Below are 17,891 nucleotides of genomic sequence, written 5' to 3'. Positions count from 1 at the left end.
ATCTATATCTGGTATGGAGGTTAGCATCTTGGCTGTTGTTGTGAACCCCCAATATGAAGGAACGAACGGATGAAAATGACCAAGGCCCTGCTGGCTTCCTGCCTGTTTATGGCGGCGCCCCTGATGGCTGCCGATTACGATGTGGATGCGGCGCATACCACGGTGCAATTCAAGGTGGGACACCTCGGCTTCTCCGAGCTGGTGGGTCGTTTCAACACCTTCAGCGGCACCTTCAGCATGGACGATGCCAACCCGGCAGCGGCCAAGGCGAGCTTCGAGATCGATGCCGCCAGCGTGGACTCCAACCACGAGCCACGCGACAAACACCTGCGCAGCCCCGATTTCCTGGACGTGAAACAGTATCCCAAGATGACTTTCGTCAGCTCCGGCTACGAGGGCACCAAGGATAAGGGCGTGCTGAAAGGCACTCTGACCCTGCACGGCGTCTCCAAGGAAGTGGCCTTCGATCTGGTCCACATCGGTGAAGGCAAGGATCCCTGGGGTGGCTATCGCAGCGGCTTCAACGCCACCACCACCATCAAGCGCAGCGACTTTGGCGTGAACTACATGGTGCCGAACATTCCGGACGAGATGACCATCGCACTGTTTGTCGAAGGTGTGCGCAAGTAATGGGCGCGGCACTCCTGCTTCAAACCCTGGCGGCTCCTTTGGGGGCCGCTTTGCTGTCGTGGCGCTGGCCACGACTGGGATACCTGTGGGGCGCCCTGGCGCTCTGGCTGGTGGGCTGCCTGCTGGGCGGTGCCTACGGGCTGCCGGTCAAGGCGTGGCAATGGCTGCCGTTGACCCTGCTGGTGCCCGCCCTGGCGGCGCAGCTGGCCGACCAGCGGGCTGCGCTTGCGCTGTTTGCCGCGCTCGGGGCGCTGGTGTGGTGGCAGGGGCTGGCCTCTGTGCTGGCAAGCGAGCCCGCCATCGCCTGGCTGGGGTGGACCGGACTGCGCGGTGACAGCCGCGAGGGGCTCGGCTTTGCCCTCGGCTTCATCTGGCTGGCACTGGTGATCGGCATCGATGGCAGCCTGCTGATTGCCCAGCTGGCCGGTGCGCTGGCGGCCTTCGCCGGTTTCCGTGCTCTGCTCGGGACCTTTGCCGGCAGCCAGGTGGCGCCGGCGGCGCTCGGGTTGGCGCTGGCGTTCATGCAGATGCTCGCCTGGCAATACGTGGAGGTGCCGCTGCTGGTGTTGCTGCCGGTCTGGCTGCTGCCGCTGCTGGAGTGGGCACTGCGCAACAAACCCTGGTTCCAGCGCTGGGCCCTGCTGATCCTGCTGGCGGGCGTCGGGGCGGGTCTGAGTCTGTGGAAGGTGTGGCCAGAGGCCTCTCTTTACTGATTTTTAGCATAAAAAACAGGCAATTAACCCAAAAGTTGCCGACTTCGTCATAGTCTGTACAGATAAAGATTGAGCCCCATAGTGGTTTCAGATAAAAAGGATTTTCAATTATCTGGACACACACAGAACCCGGTCTGACCGGGTTCTGTTTGCCTGCTTGTTTGCGGCGCGCTAAGGAGGCCACAGTTGCGCAGTCAAGGATCTGAGCATCTGTTTTTTCGCCATTTCACCGAGCAGGGACGCCTCGACGGTCTCTGCATCCTGCTGGTTACCCATCTGCTTCCCGATCGCCCCCAGTTTATCCAGGCCCTCGATCAGATCGGGCGGATCGGCGCCATCCTGCCCAAACCCAAGTAAGTTCACGGACCGACCCTGACCTGGGCCCAACAGCACTATCCGGTGCTGCCCCTCAACCGCCAGTGGACCAATACCCCGCAGGGGGTGATAGAGCACATAGCCCCGCTGGTGGCACCCCATGAGCGGCTGATCATTCTCGATATCGGCGGCTATTTCGCCAGAACCCAGGCCACCCTCAGCGAGTATTTCGGCCCCCGTTTCCTCGGGGTGGTGGAGATGACCGAGAACGGCCATCAACGCTACGAGCAGGAGGTGCTGTCCACTCCGGTCATCTCGGTGGCGCGCAGCCCTCTCAAGCAGGCTGAGGATATCCAGATCGGCCTGAGCGTGGTCTACTCCGCCGAATCCCTGGCCCGCACCCTCAACCGCACCTTCAATGTCTGCCAGGCTGCTCTGTTCGGCTATGGCAAGGTGGGGCGCAGCATCGCCCGCGAGCTCAGGTGCCGCAACCTGCATCTGGAGCTGGTGGAGACCGACGTGCTGCGCCAGGTGGAGGCGCTCTCCCATGGCTTCAAGCTGGTGGGCAAGGCCGAGGCCCTCAGCCGGGCCGAGCTGGTGATCTGCTCCACCGGCAACGGCGCGCTGGACCTGGCGGATCTGCAGCGGCTGCGCCCGGGCACCATGGTCGCTTCGGTCACCTCGGCGGACGACGAGTTTGCGTTCTGTCTCGCCCAGCTGCCCTGGCCGAGCGAGGAGGTGTGCCCCCACGTGCTGGCGCTGACCCGTCCTGACGGCAGCATCATCTTCCTGCTCAACCGGGGCGAGGCGGTCAACTTCGTCCACGGCGCCGTCATCGGCGAATATGTCTACCTGGTGCTGGCGGAGATCATCGAAGGGGTGCGCCAGCTGGCGTTGCAGCCGCTGGCCCCCGGCCTGTTCGACCTGCCGCAGTCGACCATGCGCACCATTGCCCGCCACTGGCTGGCCGACTTCCACGGGGTCACCCAGTGAGCCTCTTTTTTCTTGTCGCCATTGATGGAGTGACCACATGAGCGAGACGACCTTGTCCGCCCCCAAACCCCGCATCGAGATCCGCTACTGCACCCTCTGCCGCTGGATGCTGCGCGCCGCCTGGCTGGCCCAGGAGCTGCTCTCCACCTTCGACAGCGAGCTGGGGGAGGTGGCGCTGGTGCCGGCCAGCAAGGGGGAGTTTCGCATCCTGGTGGACGGGGTGCTGGTGTGGGATCGAGTGGCTGACGAGGGCTTCCCCGAGGCCAAGGAGATCAAGCAGCGGGTACGCGATCTCATTGCCCCCGAGCGCGACCTGGGCCATGCCGATCGCAAGCCGGCCGCCGAGTAGGCCACATCATCAATGACAAAAAGAGGGAGGCGCAGGCCTCCCTCTCTCATTGCTCTTATCGTTGTTGTGCCCGCTCAACGGTCGGCAGCTGTGCTCGGCTTATCTTCGGCGGGGAGGCCGATATAGCGGGCCCGCTTGTGGGGCTTGAGGCGGCTCACATCCACCCACACCAGGCCGTCGATGCAGTGGTTGAAGTCGGGGTCGATGCCGAAATCCATGAACTGCACGCCGCCCGGCTCACACAGCTCGGAGTATTGCTTGTAGAGGGTGGGAATGGCGCAGCCCAGGTTGTCGAGGCGAGCCTTGAGCTCCTTGAGATCGGCGCCGTAATCCGTGCCTGCAAACAGCGGCGGTGTGGCCGGGTAGGGGCGGCGCGAGGGGGCGAGCGTGAGCTCGGGGGCAAAGTGCTGGCGATAGAAGCTCACCAGCAGATCCTTGGCCGCCGCCGGCAGGCTGCCGGAGAGCGACACCGGCCCAAACAGGTAGCGGTAGTCGGGATAGCGGGCCAGATAGGCGCCGATGCCAAACCAGAGGTAATCGAGCCCCCGCTTGCCCCAGTAGGCGGGCTGAATGAAGCTGCGGCCAAGCTCGATGGCAAGCTCCAGCCTGGGCAGCAATTTCTCTTCAAAGCCGAACAGAGTGTGGCTGTAGAGGCCGCCGAGCCCCTTGCTGGCCAGCAGTTCGGCCACCGGCGCGAAACGGTAGGCGCCGATGATCTCGAGCCGGGCCGGATCCCAGAGAATGAGGTGGTGATAGTCATCATCGAAGGCGTCGAGATCCCGCCGTCTGCCGGAGCCTTCCCCCACCGCCCGAAAGGCGATCTCTCGCAGGCGCCCCAGCTCGCGCAGGATCACCGAATGGCTCAGCTCGTGGCGTCGGTAGAGGTAGATCCCCTGACCGTCCGGGGTGTGGCCGAGGGCCTCGCAGGATTCGATGGCCTGCTTGAGCTGACGGCGCTCCTCCGGCAGGGCGATGGGGGCTTCGGTGGCCAGCAAGCCCCGCTTGCCACGACCGACTCGGTAGAGGTGGCTGCGCACCAGCCTGGCCGCGCTCTTGGCGGGCAGCTCCTGCACCCCGCTCACCGGGATGCGGGCACCTATGGTGATGGCGATGCGTTTCCCCTGCTGGCGAAACAGCTGCTTGACCAGCAACAGCCCGGCCCAGTCGTTGTTGAGCCAGGCGGCGAAATAGAAGGAGAGCCCATTGCGCCCGTCCAGATGGATCGGCACCAGCGGGGTGTGGGTGCGCTGGGCCAGCTTGATGAAGCCTGATTGCCAGGGGCCGTCCTTGACCCCCTTGGGGCCGAGACGCGACACCTCGCCGGCGGGAAAGATCACCAGCGCCCCTTCGCTCGCCAGGTGTTCCCCCATCGCCAGGATGGCGCGCCTGTCGGTCTTGCCCCCCAGGTTGTCCACCGGCAGCAGCAGGGGGCGCAGCGGCGTCAGCTGGGCCAGCAACTGGTTGGCCACTATCTTGACGTCCGGCCGGATGCGGCCGAGCAGGCGCAGCAGGGCCAGCCCGTCGAGGGAGCCGATGGGGTGGTTGGCGACTATGATGACCCGGCCGCTGGCCGGAATGTGTTCGAGCTGGGCCTCGCTCACCCGGTAGTCGAAGTCGAGCTCGGTCAGCGCCTGCTCGACGAAGTCGAGTCCGCGCAGGTGGGGGTGGCATGCGGCGAAGCGTTGAAACGCCTGCTCGTGCAGCAGCCAGCGCAGCCCTTGTCGGAGCAGGGGGCGCAGCAGGTCGTTGGCCGACAGGCGGGGCAGGTGTTGTTGTAGCAGGGCATCGACACTGAACATGGGCTGGGCTCCGATGAGTCGTTGCCCTAGCATGACGCCCTTTTGTTCCCGCCCCATGGCAGCGGGATGACAGTTTGATGGCAAAGAGGGGAGCCGGTGAACCGGCTCCCCTCTTTGGTCATGCTTTGGTCATGGCGGTGACGATAGCCGGTTTAGTCGCGCCAGGACGAAGTCAGGCGCACCAGCTCCACCAGGGTGGCGACCGCTTTTTCCATGGATTGCAGCGGGATAAATTCGTGCTTGCCGTGGAAATTGTGGCCACCGGTAAAGATGTTGGGACAAGGCAGCCCCATAAAGGAGAGCCGGGCGCCGTCGGTGCCGCCACGAATGGGTTTTATCTTTGGCGCCACGTCGGCGGCCAGCATGGCGGCCTTTGCCAGCTCGACTATGTGCATGTGCGGCTCGATCTGGCTGCGCATGTTGCGATAGCTGTCGGTCAGGGTGAGCTCGATGCGTACTTTTGGCGCCTCCAGCTGCAAGGAGGCGACCCGCTCCTTGAGCTGGGCCTTGCGGGCGGCGAAGCCCTCGTCGTCGAAGTCACGGATGATGTAGTGCAGGCAGGTCTCCTCCACTGTGCCGTTCATCTGGGCCAGGTGGAAGAAGCCCTGATAGCCATCGGTGCACTCCGGGGTCTGCTCGGCGGGCATGGCGGCATGGAAGCGGGCGGCCAGGGTCTGGCTGTTGATCATGCTGCCCTTGGCGGTGCCGGGGTGCACGTTGTTGCCGATAAAGCGCACGGTGGCACTGGCGGCGTTGAAGTTCTCGTATTCGAGCTCACCGAGCTCGCCGCCGTCCACCGTGTAGGCCCAGCGGGCCGGGAAGCGGTCCAGCGGGAAGCGGTCGGCGCCGCGGCCTATCTCCTCGTCCGGGGTAAAGCCGACCCAGACATCGCCGCGGGGGATCTCGGGGTGGGCCAGCAGGTGGTCGATAGCGGTGAGGATCTCGGCGATGCCCGCCTTGTCATCGGCCCCCAGCAGAGTAGTGCCATCGGTGGTGATGAGATCCTGTCCCAGGTAGTTTTTCAGGAAACGGTAGTCGCGAATGGCCAGCACCTCGTCACCCTTGCCCAGGCAGATGTCGCCCCCCTGATAGTTTTCGATGATCTGGGGCACCACCTGCTCGGCCTCGTAGTCAGCGGTATCCATGTGGGCGATGAGGCCGATGGCCGGCGCGTCCGGCTGGTTGCCCGGCAGGCAGGCGGTGAGGTAGCCGTGCTCGTCCAGGGTGACCTGGCTCAGCCCCATCTGCGTCATTTCGTCACAGAGGGCGCGGGCGAAGACCAGCTGTCCCTCGCTGCTGGGACAGACGGGATTGGTCGCATCGGAGCGGGTATGAAAAGTCACGTAACGCAGAAAACGCTCAAGCAAGGTATCCATTGGCAAGCCTCAAACCTGGGGTGGAAGGTCATTGTGGCCAATCTGGCGGCGGGGCTTTTTGCGTCAGCTCAGTTTTTGCCACATTTTTTGGCGAAGATCGGGTTGGAAAGGTGTAAGGTGGTTGAGACTGTGGTTGTTGATATCAATGACAGCATAAAATGGTCCATCAATCGCATTTTTAAGCGGCTTGTGATGGGACTCGGTTTTCCGTCAATGCCCTTGGTGGCGGGGGAGGGGCGAGGACGGGCCAGACGGGGTTATTTTCAGGGTGAAAAAGGGCGCGTGGCGGGACTTCTCCCCCCGCTTGCCAGGCCCGCTGGCAGCAAGATTTGATCGCCTTATGAAAAGCTGTTTTTGAACACTATTTTTTATTGTCACCGCTGGCGGTAAGTGTGTACACTCCGCGCCGATCCAAGGGCAACCCTGAGCAGGCAGAGGCCGCCAGACTCCCGCAGGATCATACGCCTATAGGGCGAGGCACGCAGAAACGACAGACACTGCTAGGGTATGGTTTCTTTAATACCGGTTAGGCTCCGGTATCAGGGAGAACAACGGACTCTCATTTTCCGGCTGACCGAGTGAGCCATCGGCTCATCATCTTCCCTTGTCATGGGCGGTCACTGGCGGTGAGCTGGCTGTGGTTGTTGTCGTCTATCAACACGCTTGCGTGCTGACGCCTTCGCATCTCTTCCTTGAAACCCTCCCCTGCTGTCGTGACGGCTGCCGAATGATGAACGAACGACGTGGCTGATGTCGTTTGTCATCAAAGTACCGCGGCGCTGGTTGCAGCACCGCATACCGTTGAGCTTGATGTAAAGCCACCAGCCCCACATCAAGACTCGTTACTTCCCCAAGATCCACCAGGCAGCCTAGGCTTGCCGCGATGAACCAGGGAGGTGGCGACAGGTGAACGTTCAGGTCAACCCGCGGCGTCAACGCCCGGTGCCGGACGTCTTGCCTTGCTCGCCCGCAGGCCGCCTCGGCGCGCCACACCTGCTCATCGATGGTCTGGATGTGATTGAGGGTAACGAAGGCGGCCACCGGCCGCTCATTTGCGAGGCATAGCCCATGACTAACTGGTCCAGCAAGGACTCCTTGAAGGTCTACAACGTTCCCTACTGGGGTGCGGGTTTTTTCAACATCAATGACGCCGGTCATGTGACCGTCGCTCCCGACAAGTCACGCCCTGACGCACAGATCGTGCTCTCCGATGCCATCGAACAACTGCGTCAATCCGGGCTGACCACTCCGGTACTGCTGCGTTTCCCCGACATCCTCAAGAGCCGGGTCGATGCGCTGTTCAACGCCTTCGGTCAGGCCATCGAGAAGTCAGGCTATGAAGGGGACTACCTGTGCGTTTACCCGATCAAGGTAAACCAGCAGCGTCGCGTCATCGAGACCATCAGCCAGTCCTACAGCGACAAGCCCCGGCTTGGCCTGGAAGCTGGTTCCAAACCGGAACTGCTGGCCGTGCTGTCCCATCACCATGAGCAAGGCTCGGTGATCGTCTGCAACGGTTACAAAGACCGCGAATATATCCGCCACGCCCTCCTGGGCAACCTGATGGGCCACAAGGTCTACATCGTGGTGGAGAAGCCCTCCGAACTGGAAATGGTGCTGGATGAGTCAGCTCGTCTCAACATCAAGCCCAACATCGGGGTGCGTGCCAAGCTCGCTTCCACCGGCTCCGGCATGTGGGAATCGAGCGGCGGCTCCATGTCCAAATTCGGTCTGTCCGCCTCCCAGATCCTGGCGCTGATCGAGCGTCTGCGCGGCTTGGGCAAGCTGGACTGCCTGCAACTGCTGCACTTCCATCTGGGTTCCCAGATCGCCAACATCCGCGACATCCAGGGCGGTATCCGCGAGTGCGGCCGTTTCTACGCCGAACTGCGTCGCCTCGGTGCCAACATCGAAGTGGTTGACGTCGGTGGCGGCCTGGGCGTGGACTACGAGGGAACCCGTTCCCAGAGCCACTGCTCCGCCAACTACAGCCTCTCCGAGTACGCCAACAACGTGGTGTGGGGCATCGGCGATGTCTGCCGCGAGTTCGACCTGCCGCACCCGACCATCATCAGCGAGTCCGGCCGTGCCCTGACCGCTCACCACGCCGTGCTGGTTACCAACATCATTGGTGCCGAAGGGGTGGAGATGAACGACATCAGCGCGCCGGACGAAGATGCGCCGACCATTCTGCAGAACATGTGGAAAGGCTGGCTGGACCTGCGCGGCGAAGATCCCTCCCTGCTGGAGATCTTCCACGACTCGGTGGCAGACCTCGGTGACGTCAATACCCAGTACACCATGGGTCTCTTGAACCTCGAGCAACGCGCCTGGGCCGAGATGCTGCACCAGAACACCTGTCTGGCGCTCAAAGAGATGCTCAACCCGGTCAACCGCAACCACCGCGCGCTGGCTGACGAGCTCTCCGAGAAACTGGCCGACAAGTGCTTTGCCAACTTCTCCCTGTTCCAGTCCCTGCCGGATGCCTGGGGTATCGGTCAGGTGTTCCCGGTGATGCCGCTTTCCGGCCTCGAGCGTCCGCTCACCCGCCGCGGCATCCTGATGGACATCACCTGTGACTCCGACGGTCAGGTGGAGCACTACGTCGACGGTCTGGGTGTGGAAAGCACCCTGCCGATGCCGGTCTACGGTGAAAATGAAGAGTGCCATGTCGGCTTCTTCCTGGTGGGCGCCTATCAGGAGATCCTCGGCGATCTGCACAACCTGTTCGGTGACACCCACTGCGCGGAAGTGTGGCTGGACGAGGAAGGCAAGATGGACATCCGCAACGTGGTGCGCGGCGACACCGTCGACCAGCTGCTGCGTTACGTCAACATAGACCCGTCCGTCATTCGCGAGAACTATCAGCGGATCGTCTCCCACCCGGCGCTGGACGACGCGGCTCGCAAGGCCCTGCTCGAAGAGCTGGAACTGGGTCTGCAAGGCTACGCCTACCTGGAAGACGAATAAGCGCCCGCGCTGGTTCGTTGCCCCGATGGCAGCAAAGAAAAGGGAGGCAGATGCCTCCCTTTTTTCATATCTAACGGTCATGAGCCCAGAGCCAGGTGCAAGTCGTGCTGCAACTGCCGGCCCTCCTCGCCCGGCAAGGCAACCACGTCCAGCCGCAGCGCCTCCTCTATGGTGAGGGTGCCGGCCAGCAGGGCGTCGAGGGCCGCTTCGCTCAGCAGCATCATCCGATCCTTGGGGTGCGGGCCGGCAGTATGGAGCTGGAGCAGCAGCGACTCCTTGCCACGCAGCCTCGACCAGAGCCCGGAATCGACCAGCAGGATGGAGACGCCACCCCTGACGCCGGCCTGCTGGAAGCGGCTCTTCAGGGTCTGCAGCCAGGCCTGGCTGCGGGCAAACCCCGCCTCGCCGGTGAGGGTGGGCAGACGGGCCACCCTCTCATCATTGACCGCTGCCGCAGTCGCCATGGCAACGTCGAGTGCGCCGGGCCAGCTCTGTTCAAACGGATTGGGGTAGAGTGCGTCATAACCGCAGGTCTGCCCCATCCCGGGGATGAGGCAGAGCAGGGTCATGCACACGCGCAGGGTGTGTCGCATCATGGGGTCACTATGTTGAACCAGAAGTTGAACTTGTCGAGCAGGCCGACGAAGTCGCTGAAGGTCTGCGGGTTCCCCTGAACCTTGATCTCGCCGCTGGCGATCTTCTGCTCCAGCGTGCCCTGGCCCAGCTGGATGTCGTCCAGGGTCTGCTTGCTCAGGGTGAGGGTGACATCCGGCTTGGCGGCATAGTGGGTGCTGTGGTTGAGCACGGCGTTCTCCAGGCTCAGGGTGTGTTGCTCCCCGATGTCGGTGAAGTCCATGTTGATGACCATCTTCTTGCCGGCCGCTTTCTCCGGATTGATCCGCACCGCCAGATAGTCGAACAGCATGCTGGGGCTCATGGCGCGGATGGTGTCCGGCGAGGCGGTGACGGTCGCCCCGGTGGTGGGCACGCCGTTGCGCAGCTCATAGGCCCCCTGCAGATAGACGGAGCGCCATGGGCCAGACTCGGCCTGATAACCCAGCTGCTCGAGCGCATCGGCCAGCAACAGCTTGCCCTCCTGGTTGTTCGGGTTGGCGAACACCAGGTGCTTGAGCACCTCCGCCACCCAGCGATATTCCCCCTTGTCGAACGATGCCTTGGCTTTCTTCAGCAGCGCCTGCTCACCGCCCATGAACTCGACGTATTTGGGGCCGACCATCTCGGGTGGCAGGTTGTCCAGATCGGAGGGGTTGCCGGAGTACCAGCCCATGTAGCGCTGATAGACGGCCCGGCTGTTGTGGCGCAGGGTGCCGTAGTAACCGCGGTTCGGCCAGAAGTCGTTGAGCTCGGGGGGCAGGGCAATCTGCTCTGAAATCTCCTCACCCGTGTAGCCCATGTTCATCAGCCGCACCGACTGGTCGTGGATGTACTTGTAGAGATCCCGCTGCTTCTTGAAGTAGTCGACGATGCTGGCATTGCCCCAGCGTGGCCAGTGGTGGCTCTGGAACTTGACCTCGGCCTGGTCACCCCAGGTCTCGATGGTCTCGTTGAGGAAGCCGGACCACTTGAGGGCATCGCGCACCTGGGCGCCGCGCAGGGTGAGGATGTTGTGCATGGTGTTGGTGGTGTTCTCGGCCATCCAGAGCGCCTTGCTCTCCGGGAACCAGGTGTTCATCTCGGCCGGTGCTTCGGTGCCCGGGGTCATCTGGAAGACCATCCGCACGCCGTCCAGGGTAACCTCTTCCCCGGTCTTGGTGATGAAGCGGGTCGGCAGCAGCAGGGAGGGCACGCCGGCGGAGACGGTCTGCCCCAGACCACCGTTCACGCCTCCCTGGGCATTGCGCGGCAGCAGGGCGCCATACATGTAGACGGCGCGGCGGGCCATGGCATTGCCGGCGATGACGTTTTCCGAGACTGCATGCTCGGTGAACCCTTCGGGGGCGATGATCGGGATATTCTTCTGTTTCACCTCGTCCGGCGAGTTGAACAGACCGGCGGCCCCGCCGAAGTGATCCACGTGGGAGTGGCTGTAGACCACGGCAGTGACCGGCCGCTCACCCAGGGTCTGGTTGATGAAGGCGAGGGCCGCCTTGGCGGTCTGCGGCGAGATCAGCGGGTCGAAGACGATCCACCCCTTGTCGCCCTGGATGAAGGTGATGTTGGAGAGATCGAAGCCGCGGATCTGGTAAATCTTGTCGGTCACCTTGAACAGCCCGTACTCCATGTTCAGCTGGGCATTGCGCCACAGGCTCGGGTTGACGGTGTCCGGCGCCATCTTGTCCAGGCCGATATAGGTCTTGTATTGCTCCAGATCCCACACCAGGTTGCCCTGCTCATCCTTGATGGTGAGGGTATCCGGTTTGGCGATGAAGCCGCGCCTGGCGTCCTCGAAATCCTGCTTGTCGTTGAATGGCAGGGTGTGCAGCACATTCTGGTTGGCCCGGATGGTAAATTCGCTGGCCGGCTTGGGGTTGATGACGGCCCAGGCCGGCTGCAGCAGGGAGCCACAGAGGCATAGGGTGACAATGGTTTGGGTGGAAAGCTTGAGCTTCATCTGTCTGTCTCCAGATTGTGGTGGTTGGGCAGGCCAGGCCAGGGGAAGTCGGACTCTGGTGGCTTGCCGCTTGCCATGGTGAGCGACGAGCCACTGCTGTTGTGTGCGTTGTGGCAGGCGCGATCCGGACCCGGCGTGAAGCCCGGGGCGAGGGATGCCCCTGACGACATGTCCCATGAACATGGTCAGCATCGCCTGGTTGAGCGGGCGTTGCGGCATTGCGCCGAGGGCACGGCAACGGGGTCGGCACCAGAGTAGTCAAGCCGGCCGCAACAATCATGGCAGCCGGCAATAAACGACAGTTAAGCGGTGGTTAAATGAGGGGGACGCCGGCGCTGATGAGGTGCAGTTGGCGGATAAACCACTGGAGGGCGGGATCCCGGCCCTGCGCCTGATGCCAGCTGATGTAGACGGGGCAGTGGCTGGAGGCCCAGGGCAGCGGAAAATCCTTGAGCCGCAGGGTGTCGCGCACCTGTGCGACATGCCACTGGCTGACCACGCAGAGCCACTCGGTCTGGCTGACCAGAGAGAGGGCGGTGAGCAGGGCGTTGCTCTCATAGGCAATCTTGCGGGGAGGCAGGGCCTGGTTGCTGAGGCTGCGGATGACCCAGTCGTCCTTGCGGCGCACATCCCAGACCACGTGCTCTTCGGCAAAGAAGTGTTCGAAGTCGAGGCGATCGCCGATCCTGGGGTGGTCGGCACGGCAGGCCACCCTGAGCTCCAGAGTCAGCAGGGATTCGTTGCAAAAACCGGTCTCTTCCAGCGCCGTGCTGGCCAGCACCAGATCGATGTTGCGAAGGCGCAGCGCCTGCTGACGCAAGTGCTCTTCAAACATGCCGGGCACCGACTCCACCCGGCAGTGGGGGGCCACTCTGGCCAGATGGGCGAGCAGTGCCGGCAACAGCAGGATATCGAGATCCGGATGGCTGGCGATGCGAAAGATGCGCTGGCTGGTGAGCGGATCGAACGCCTGATTGAGCAGCAGGGAGCGCTCCATGGTATGCAGGGCGGTGCGGATCTCCCGGTGCAGGGCGAGGGCGCGGCTGGTGGGGATGATCCCGCGGCCATCGCGGCGAAACAGGGGCTCGCCGATGAGGTCGCTGAGCCTGCGAATGGCTTGACTGATGGCGGCCGGGGTCATCTCCAGGCTGGCGGCCGCGGCCGATACCCCTTTCTCGCTGATGACGCGATCGAAGATGCGAAACAGGTTCAGATCTATGTGCGGGTGGCTCATCTCTGCCTCCTCTGTGGGCCTGGTCGTGTGGCGTCAGACGCTGGCTGTCGCCGGGCCCCGCCATGGGGTGAAGGGTGCCTGAGGGGCTGCGCAGGATCCGCTGCCCCAGCTCACATTGTGGCGGGCGTGGCTGACTGAGAACTTAACGAGCAGCATATGACCGTAGATGAGGTAGAAGAAGCGCCTTTCGGGGCTCTTTTGCCGAGAAATGGCAGCGTCGGCAACCTGGCTTGATCTGCATCAAGTTTGTAACGCCCTGGTTACTTTACGGTCGAAAAGGATGTGGGTAGTAGGTAACAGAAGGATGGATGTATGGAACTTGAAAGGGACCCGAGATGCTATACCGACGTCTGTATCGACGGTAAGTGGTATCACTATGACCACTGCAGCACACACGTTTACATGCTGATGGGGGGGGCCGCGCCGAGCCTGCAGCTCGCTTATGAGCCCAGCAGCGAGGAGGAGTTGATCGAGATGCTCCGCCAGCTTGCCCGCTACTGAACCATATTGTCTGCGGCCATCGGCAGCTTGCCGATGGCCGCATTTCGTTTATCTGCTCACTTTACTCAACTTTCTTGGCGCTGTCCCCGCAGTGCCTTGCCGAGCGCCTGCACGGCGACGGCCGCGGCGTAACCGGCATCCGACTTGCCCATCTCGTCGGCCACGTAGAGGAAGTTGGAGCCGTACTTCTCCACCGCCTCGCGCGGGTTGGCCGCGTCAATGATATCCTCTTCTACCTCGAACCCCTGCGCCAGCAGCGCGGCTTTCTCAATCAGAAAGGTGGGGGAGGCCATGTCGATAAAGGTGTACTGCTGCCGGTTGGAGGCCGGGATAGAGAAAAACTGGTACTTCGCCATTTGCGATACCTCGCCTGAACTGGTGTGTCGTGATGCGAGCTTCCTCTCGCCGAACTCTCGTCGAACTGCCTCTCGGGCGTCGAACTGATCCCCGGGCCTGTTGCAGGCAATAAAGGTAACGTTCGAATCTTGTTGTGGCTGCAGATTACCCCGCTTTATCCTCATCGCACAATGGGGAGTTGATACTTTTTTCGCCAAGAAAAACAATGCTGCCCGATCGTTTGAATTGGCAAAAAAAACCAGCCCCGGCAGGGGGCTGGCATGGGTGACGGGCGCCGGTTCAGAGCACGAAGCTTTGCACCATGGCACGCAGCTGCTCGGTGAGCTGGTGGATCTGGCGGGCGGCGTCGCGGGCCGCGTTGGCCACCTGCAGCGCCTCGTCGCTGCCATCGGAGATGCGCACCACGTTGCGCTCTATTTCGTTGACCACGGCCCCCTGCTGCTCGATGGCGCTGGCAATGACCGAGTTGGTGTCGACCATGCTGCCCACCCGCTCTGTGATGGCGCCAAAGGCCTGCTGGGCCTCCTGGGCCAGACCAACCCCCTCCTGCGCCTCGCGGCTGGCGGCGGACATGGCGCTGACCGAGGCGCGGGCGCCGGTTTGCAGCTGCTCGATCATCTGCTGGATCTCGACCGTGGCCCCTTGGGTGCGGTTGGCCAGGGAGCGCACCTCGTCGGCCACCACCGCGAAGCCGCGCCCCTGCTCGCCGGCACGGGCCGCCTCGATGGCGGCATTGAGGGCCAGCAGGTTGGTCTGCTCGGCGATGCTGCGGATCACCCCGATGACGCCACCAATCTGGCTGCACTGCTGCTCCAGCTGGCCGATGGTCTCGGCGGTGCGCAGCACCTCGCGGTTGATATGATCGATGGCGGTGATGGTACGCTCGACCACCGCCTCGCCCTGACCCACCACGGCCTGCGCCTCCTGGGTCATGCGGGCGGCCTGCTGGGCGTTGCCTGCCATGTCGTGGGAGGTGGCGGCCAGCTCCTTGATGGCGGTAGCCACCTGGTGGGTCTCCCCTTGCTGATCGGCAATCACCTCCTGGGAGCGGCAGGTCCGCGCTTCGATTTCGGTGGCGCTCTCCACCACGCTGACGCCGTTCTCCCGCACCCGCAGCATCAGGGTGCGCAGGGTCTGCAGGGTCACGTTGTAATCCCGGCTGATGGCCGCTTGCTCATCCTGGCCGACGATTTCGATCTGCTGGCCGAGATCCTGGGCGTTGACCCGGGCGGCGATCTCCCGTACTCGGCCCACGGTGGCGCGCAAGGAGAGATAGGCGCCGATCATCAGGTAGAGATAGACCAGCAGGATGGCGGTCAGCGGCCCGGTCACCCACCAGAAGTGGCGCTGGTTGGCGGCCATGCGCTGGTGCAGATCCGCCTCCAGCCGCTGGCGCACCTGGCCCGCCAGCGCCGTGATGGCGGCATCCAGTCCATCCCCCAGCGCCAGCACCTCCTTGCTGGAGAGCTGCACCTGCTGATCCTTCATCATCTTGTTTTCCAGGGTGTCGACCCCCTGATGGGCCTGCTGCAACAGGGCGTCGGTCTGCTGGCCCAGCTCGTTGCGATAGGCGGGTGCCATTTCGTAGAGCAGGGTCAGGTCGGCCTCCAGCTCCTGCAGGGTGGCGTTGATGAGGTCGAGGCGAAAGCGCAGGGCGCTGTAGCCTTGCGCCTGAAACAGGCCGAAGTCGGCGATGGTGGCGGCGCGATCCCGTACCTGGGCCAGCAGATCGCGCAACTGCGGCAACCGCTCGCTGGCGAGCACCACCATGTAGTAGGTGCCGAGCGCGGGATCCTGCACCAGGCTGCTGGCGGCGGTAATGCTCTTGTAGAGGTGGCGCACCTCGGTCAGCAGCTTGTCGTGGCGCAGGTTGCTCTGATCCACCTCGAGCCCGAGCGCCTCGTTTTGCAGGCCGGCCCAGCCCTGGGCGAGGGCATCGAAGGTGGGGTTTTGTTGTTTGGTGGCGGCAAAGGCGGCCAGGCTCGCATCGACGGCCCGGGCCGCGGCCTTGACCTCCTCCTCGTCGACCGGGTTTTGCTCATAACCGTGCCGGGTGACCAGGTTGCGATGGGTCAGCAGGGCCTGCTCGATGGCGGGCAGCGGCGCCAGCTTGACCACGCCGGCCAGCTCCTTGCGGGCCTGGGCATTGTCGTCCTGCAGCCGACCCAGCAGGTTGGTCATGCTGTAGGCGAGCGGCAGCAGCATCAGGCAGGACCAGAGCAAAAACTTGTATTTGAAGGAGAGCTGATTGCCGAGCCGGATGGCGGGCATGAATATCCATTTCATATGAAGCCTCGGGCCCCGAGGGGGGCGTGTAGCGGGATGGCTGGATATTACTCCTCGCCGGGGAGGCTCGGTTGGAAGGGCGGTGGAAGTTGTGATCCTCTTGGCTTTTTCACTCAGGAAGGGGGCTGAATGGGTCAAACAGGCGGGCCACCCTCAGGGTGGCCCGTTGTCGATTGGAGAAGGTCTCGGCTCAGTTGAAGGCGAGGAAGGGCGAGATGCAGAGCAGCAGGCCGGTGACGATGATGATGTAGAGGGAAACCCCCTTGTACTTGTGCAGCGCCGGCACCTGATAGACCAGATAGGCCGGGATGAGGCACCCCACCATGCCGAAGATGGGGCTGCAGATGGAGGTGAAGCTCAGCACCGGGGCGTTGAGCACGATGGCCCCCCAGGAGAGCAGCACGGTGAACACCATGATCCCCTTGCCCACCAGCCCCTTGTTGATGCGATCTTCCGGCATCACCCGGCGCAGCAGGTTCATCGCCAGCCCCTGGCAGGCCTCGCGAAAGCCCAGATAGACACCGAAGTAGGCGGTCATCACCGCGAAGATGTTGAGGGTGAGGCTCAGCAGCTTGAGGGTCTGGCCCGGCATGCCCTGGGCCACCATGGCCAATGCCGAGATGTTCTCCTCGGAGGCCTTGACCGCCTGCTCGTGGCCCATGGCCAGGGTGAAGGAGACGGCGTAGAAGAACACCACCACGAACAGGATGCCGAAGGCGATGTTCATGGCGCGCATCGCCTTGAAGCGGGCCACTTCCAGGGATTTTTCCCGCGAGCGGTAGGAGATCACCATGGGGCTCAGGCTCTGGATGAAGAGAATGGAGGTGAGGGTGAAGGGGAGCATGACGATGGCATCCTTCAGCCAGTCACCGCTGGCCGGCATGGCGGTGATGTTGGCGGCATCCCACTTGCCCACCATCATCAGTCCAAGCACAGCCACCACGCTGATCTTGGTCAGCACCATGAAGGTGGAGATCTTGAACAAGAGGTTCTCGCCGCGCGAGGCCAGCGCCACCAGGGCGCAGATCAGCACCAGCCCGTAGAAGGGATTTTCGGAGAGCAGTTGCTGGGTAACCCCGAAGCTTTGCAGGAAGGAGGCGCTGTCATTGGTGATGGCGGTGGAGTAGACGAACACCCAGATCACCAGCATCACGAAGTAGAGGGCCCCGAGCAGCACGCCCCAGTTCTTGCCGAGGTAGCCGCTGATGACGCTGGGGTAGTCCTTGCACTCGGGCGAGGTGGCCAGGGTATTGATGAAGAGGCGCTGGAACATGTACATGGCCGGGTAGCCGATCACCGCCGACAGCAGAAACACCCACAGCCCCATCAGTCCCACCTGCACCGGCAGGAAGACGATTCCCGCCCCGATGGCCATGCCGATGCTCATGATGACCCAGCCCCAGTCGGTGCTATCAAAACGAACCGCTTCTTTCCATTCCAGCGTGCCCATCACGGGCCGGGTGAGTGTCGTACTGTGCGCGTCCATAAAATACCTTGTTTTTGTAGGGGTAAAAATCAGGCGCAAATATAGTTGAATGAAAAGCGGCAAAACAATGCTTTTTATCGCTCATCTACCTAAATAGGGAGGCAGATCACGCTTTCCTTTTGCGCCAATTACCGAATTTATCGCTATTTTTGCAGGTTTTGGTTGAATGAAATGTCTAATAAGCAAATAATGTTGAACGAAACGAGACTATTGATTGCAAAAATAATTGCATTTTAAGGAGTGGCGATATGAAAAAGATCATAGTGGCGGAAGCCGCACCCGATGCCATCGGGCCCTACAGCCATGGCAC

General features: G+C 62.6%; 14 protein-coding genes and 1 pseudogene. 7 read left to right on the top strand and 8 right to left on the bottom strand.

What is annotated here, in order from left to right; translation table 11 throughout:
* Nucleotides 1-69 precede the first annotated feature (69 nt).
* The 4 genes and pseudogenes from CAK78_RS21970 to CAK78_RS21955 all read left to right on the top strand — a co-directional run bounded on the left by CAK78_RS21970 (nt 70) and on the right by CAK78_RS21955 (nt 3,000).
* Nucleotides 70-630: a YceI family protein gene (locus tag CAK78_RS21970; RefSeq protein WP_010634427.1), complete on the top strand. Its 561-nt coding sequence runs from the start codon at nt 70-72 to the stop codon at nt 628-630.
* Nucleotides 630-1,343 (top strand): hypothetical protein, encoded by a 714-nt coding sequence (locus tag CAK78_RS21965; RefSeq protein WP_094698702.1) that lies wholly within the window; start codon nt 630-632, stop codon nt 1,341-1,343. The genes CAK78_RS21970 and CAK78_RS21965 overlap by 1 nt, the downstream gene beginning before the upstream one ends.
* Nucleotides 1,344-1,529: 186 nt before the next feature.
* Nucleotides 1,530-2,651: pseudogene (locus tag CAK78_RS21960) on the top strand (adenosylhomocysteinase).
* A 37-nt stretch (nt 2,652-2,688) separates the two neighbouring features.
* Complete coding sequence (locus CAK78_RS21955) at nt 2,689-3,000, top strand: SelT/SelW/SelH family protein (RefSeq protein WP_094698701.1); 312 nt, start codon at nt 2,689-2,691, stop codon at nt 2,998-3,000.
* Between the two features lie 74 nt (nt 3,001-3,074).
* Here CAK78_RS21955 and CAK78_RS21950 read toward each other — a convergent pair whose 3' ends face one another.
* Together CAK78_RS21950 and pepT are read right to left on the bottom strand one after the other, a co-directional pair.
* The gene (locus CAK78_RS21950; RefSeq protein ID WP_094698700.1) at nt 3,075-4,799 is read right to left on the bottom strand and encodes a lysophospholipid acyltransferase family protein; all 1,725 of its coding nucleotides are present in this window, start codon (nt 4,797-4,799) and stop codon (nt 3,075-3,077) included.
* Between the two features lie 152 nt (nt 4,800-4,951).
* Complete coding sequence (gene pepT / locus CAK78_RS21945) at nt 4,952-6,175, bottom strand: peptidase T (protein WP_094698699.1); 1,224 nt, start codon at nt 6,173-6,175, stop codon at nt 4,952-4,954.
* Here pepT and CAK78_RS21940 point away from each other — a divergent pair.
* Nucleotides 6,131-6,508, top strand: coding sequence for a hypothetical protein (locus CAK78_RS21940; protein WP_254924856.1), 378 nt, complete (start codon nt 6,131-6,133; stop codon nt 6,506-6,508). The genes pepT and CAK78_RS21940 overlap by 45 nt on opposite strands.
* Nucleotides 6,509-7,243: 735 nt before the next feature.
* Nucleotides 7,244-9,145 carry a biosynthetic arginine decarboxylase gene (gene speA / locus CAK78_RS21930; RefSeq protein ID WP_017766029.1) on the top strand — a complete coding sequence of 634 codons (1,902 nt, stop codon included), beginning with the start codon at nt 7,244-7,246 and terminating at the stop codon, nt 9,143-9,145.
* A 77-nt stretch (nt 9,146-9,222) separates the two neighbouring features.
* Here speA and CAK78_RS21925 read toward each other — a convergent pair whose 3' ends face one another.
* From CAK78_RS21925 to CAK78_RS21915, 3 genes are all read right to left on the bottom strand, one after another.
* Complete coding sequence (locus tag CAK78_RS21925) at nt 9,223-9,741, bottom strand: hypothetical protein (RefSeq protein ID WP_176452891.1); 519 nt, start codon at nt 9,739-9,741, stop codon at nt 9,223-9,225.
* Entirely contained in the window at nt 9,738-11,717 is a 1,980-nt protein-coding gene (locus tag CAK78_RS21920; protein WP_094698697.1) for an alkyl/aryl-sulfatase, read from the bottom strand. The genes CAK78_RS21925 and CAK78_RS21920 overlap by 4 nt, the downstream gene beginning before the upstream one ends.
* A gap of 313 nt (nt 11,718-12,030) precedes the next feature.
* The gene (locus CAK78_RS21915; protein WP_094698696.1) at nt 12,031-12,951 is read right to left on the bottom strand and encodes a LysR substrate-binding domain-containing protein; all 921 of its coding nucleotides are present in this window, start codon (nt 12,949-12,951) and stop codon (nt 12,031-12,033) included.
* 312 nt (nt 12,952-13,263) lie between these two features.
* Between CAK78_RS21915 and CAK78_RS21910 the strand changes: the two genes are divergently transcribed.
* Nucleotides 13,264-13,452, top strand: coding sequence for a hypothetical protein (locus CAK78_RS21910; RefSeq protein WP_094698695.1), 189 nt, complete (start codon nt 13,264-13,266; stop codon nt 13,450-13,452).
* 65 nt (nt 13,453-13,517) lie between these two features.
* Here CAK78_RS21910 and CAK78_RS21905 read toward each other — a convergent pair whose 3' ends face one another.
* The 3 genes from CAK78_RS21905 to CAK78_RS21895 all read right to left on the bottom strand — a co-directional run bounded on the left by CAK78_RS21905 (nt 13,518) and on the right by CAK78_RS21895 (nt 17,581).
* A complete protein-coding gene (locus tag CAK78_RS21905) occupies nt 13,518-13,808 on the bottom strand; it encodes a hypothetical protein (RefSeq protein ID WP_176452890.1) in 291 nt (96 codons plus the stop codon).
* 280 nt (nt 13,809-14,088) lie between these two features.
* The gene (locus tag CAK78_RS21900) at nt 14,089-16,095 is read right to left on the bottom strand and encodes a methyl-accepting chemotaxis protein (RefSeq protein ID WP_094698694.1); all 2,007 of its coding nucleotides are present in this window, start codon (nt 16,093-16,095) and stop codon (nt 14,089-14,091) included.
* A 190-nt stretch (nt 16,096-16,285) separates the two neighbouring features.
* Nucleotides 16,286-17,581, bottom strand: coding sequence for an amino acid permease (locus CAK78_RS21895; protein WP_217900841.1), 1,296 nt, complete (start codon nt 17,579-17,581; stop codon nt 16,286-16,288).
* Between the last annotated feature and the right edge of the window lie 310 nt (nt 17,582-17,891).

It is taken from the genome of Aeromonas sp. A35_P (assembly GCF_002259925.1).
In the GTDB taxonomy this organism is placed as follows: domain Bacteria; phylum Pseudomonadota; class Gammaproteobacteria; order Enterobacterales; family Aeromonadaceae; genus Aeromonas; species Aeromonas dhakensis.
The sequence above is the reverse complement of the archived record's forward strand: the minus strand, read 5'-3'. Positions and strand labels throughout refer to the sequence as shown.

Bases quoted from the DNA above. Each gene is read 5' to 3' on its own strand.
- CAK78_RS21970 (WP_010634427.1), top strand. From the start codon at position 70: ATGAAAATGACCAAGGCCCTGCTGGCTTCCTGCCTGTTTATGGCGGCG.
- CAK78_RS21965 (WP_094698702.1), top strand. From the start codon at position 630: ATGGGCGCGGCACTCCTGCTTCAAACCCTGGCGGCTCCTTTGGGGGCC.
- CAK78_RS21955 (WP_094698701.1), top strand. From the start codon at position 2,689: ATGAGCGAGACGACCTTGTCCGCCCCCAAACCCCGCATCGAGATCCGC.
- CAK78_RS21950 (WP_094698700.1), bottom strand. From the start codon at position 4,799: ATGTTCAGTGTCGATGCCCTGCTACAACAACACCTGCCCCGCCTGTCG.
- CAK78_RS21940 (WP_254924856.1), top strand. From the start codon at position 6,131: ATGAAAAGTCACGTAACGCAGAAAACGCTCAAGCAAGGTATCCATTGG.
- pepT (WP_094698699.1), bottom strand. From the start codon at position 6,175: ATGGATACCTTGCTTGAGCGTTTTCTGCGTTACGTGACTTTTCATACC.
- speA (WP_017766029.1), top strand. From the start codon at position 7,244: ATGACTAACTGGTCCAGCAAGGACTCCTTGAAGGTCTACAACGTTCCC.
- CAK78_RS21925 (WP_176452891.1), bottom strand. From the start codon at position 9,741: ATGATGCGACACACCCTGCGCGTGTGCATGACCCTGCTCTGCCTCATC.
- CAK78_RS21920 (WP_094698697.1), bottom strand. From the start codon at position 11,717: ATGAAGCTCAAGCTTTCCACCCAAACCATTGTCACCCTATGCCTCTGT.
- CAK78_RS21915 (WP_094698696.1), bottom strand. From the start codon at position 12,951: ATGAGCCACCCGCACATAGATCTGAACCTGTTTCGCATCTTCGATCGC.
- CAK78_RS21910 (WP_094698695.1), top strand. From the start codon at position 13,264: ATGGAACTTGAAAGGGACCCGAGATGCTATACCGACGTCTGTATCGAC.
- CAK78_RS21905 (WP_176452890.1), bottom strand. From the start codon at position 13,808: ATGGCGAAGTACCAGTTTTTCTCTATCCCGGCCTCCAACCGGCAGCAG.
- CAK78_RS21900 (WP_094698694.1), bottom strand. From the start codon at position 16,095: ATGAAATGGATATTCATGCCCGCCATCCGGCTCGGCAATCAGCTCTCC.
- CAK78_RS21895 (WP_217900841.1), bottom strand. From the start codon at position 17,581: ATGGACGCGCACAGTACGACACTCACCCGGCCCGTGATGGGCACGCTG.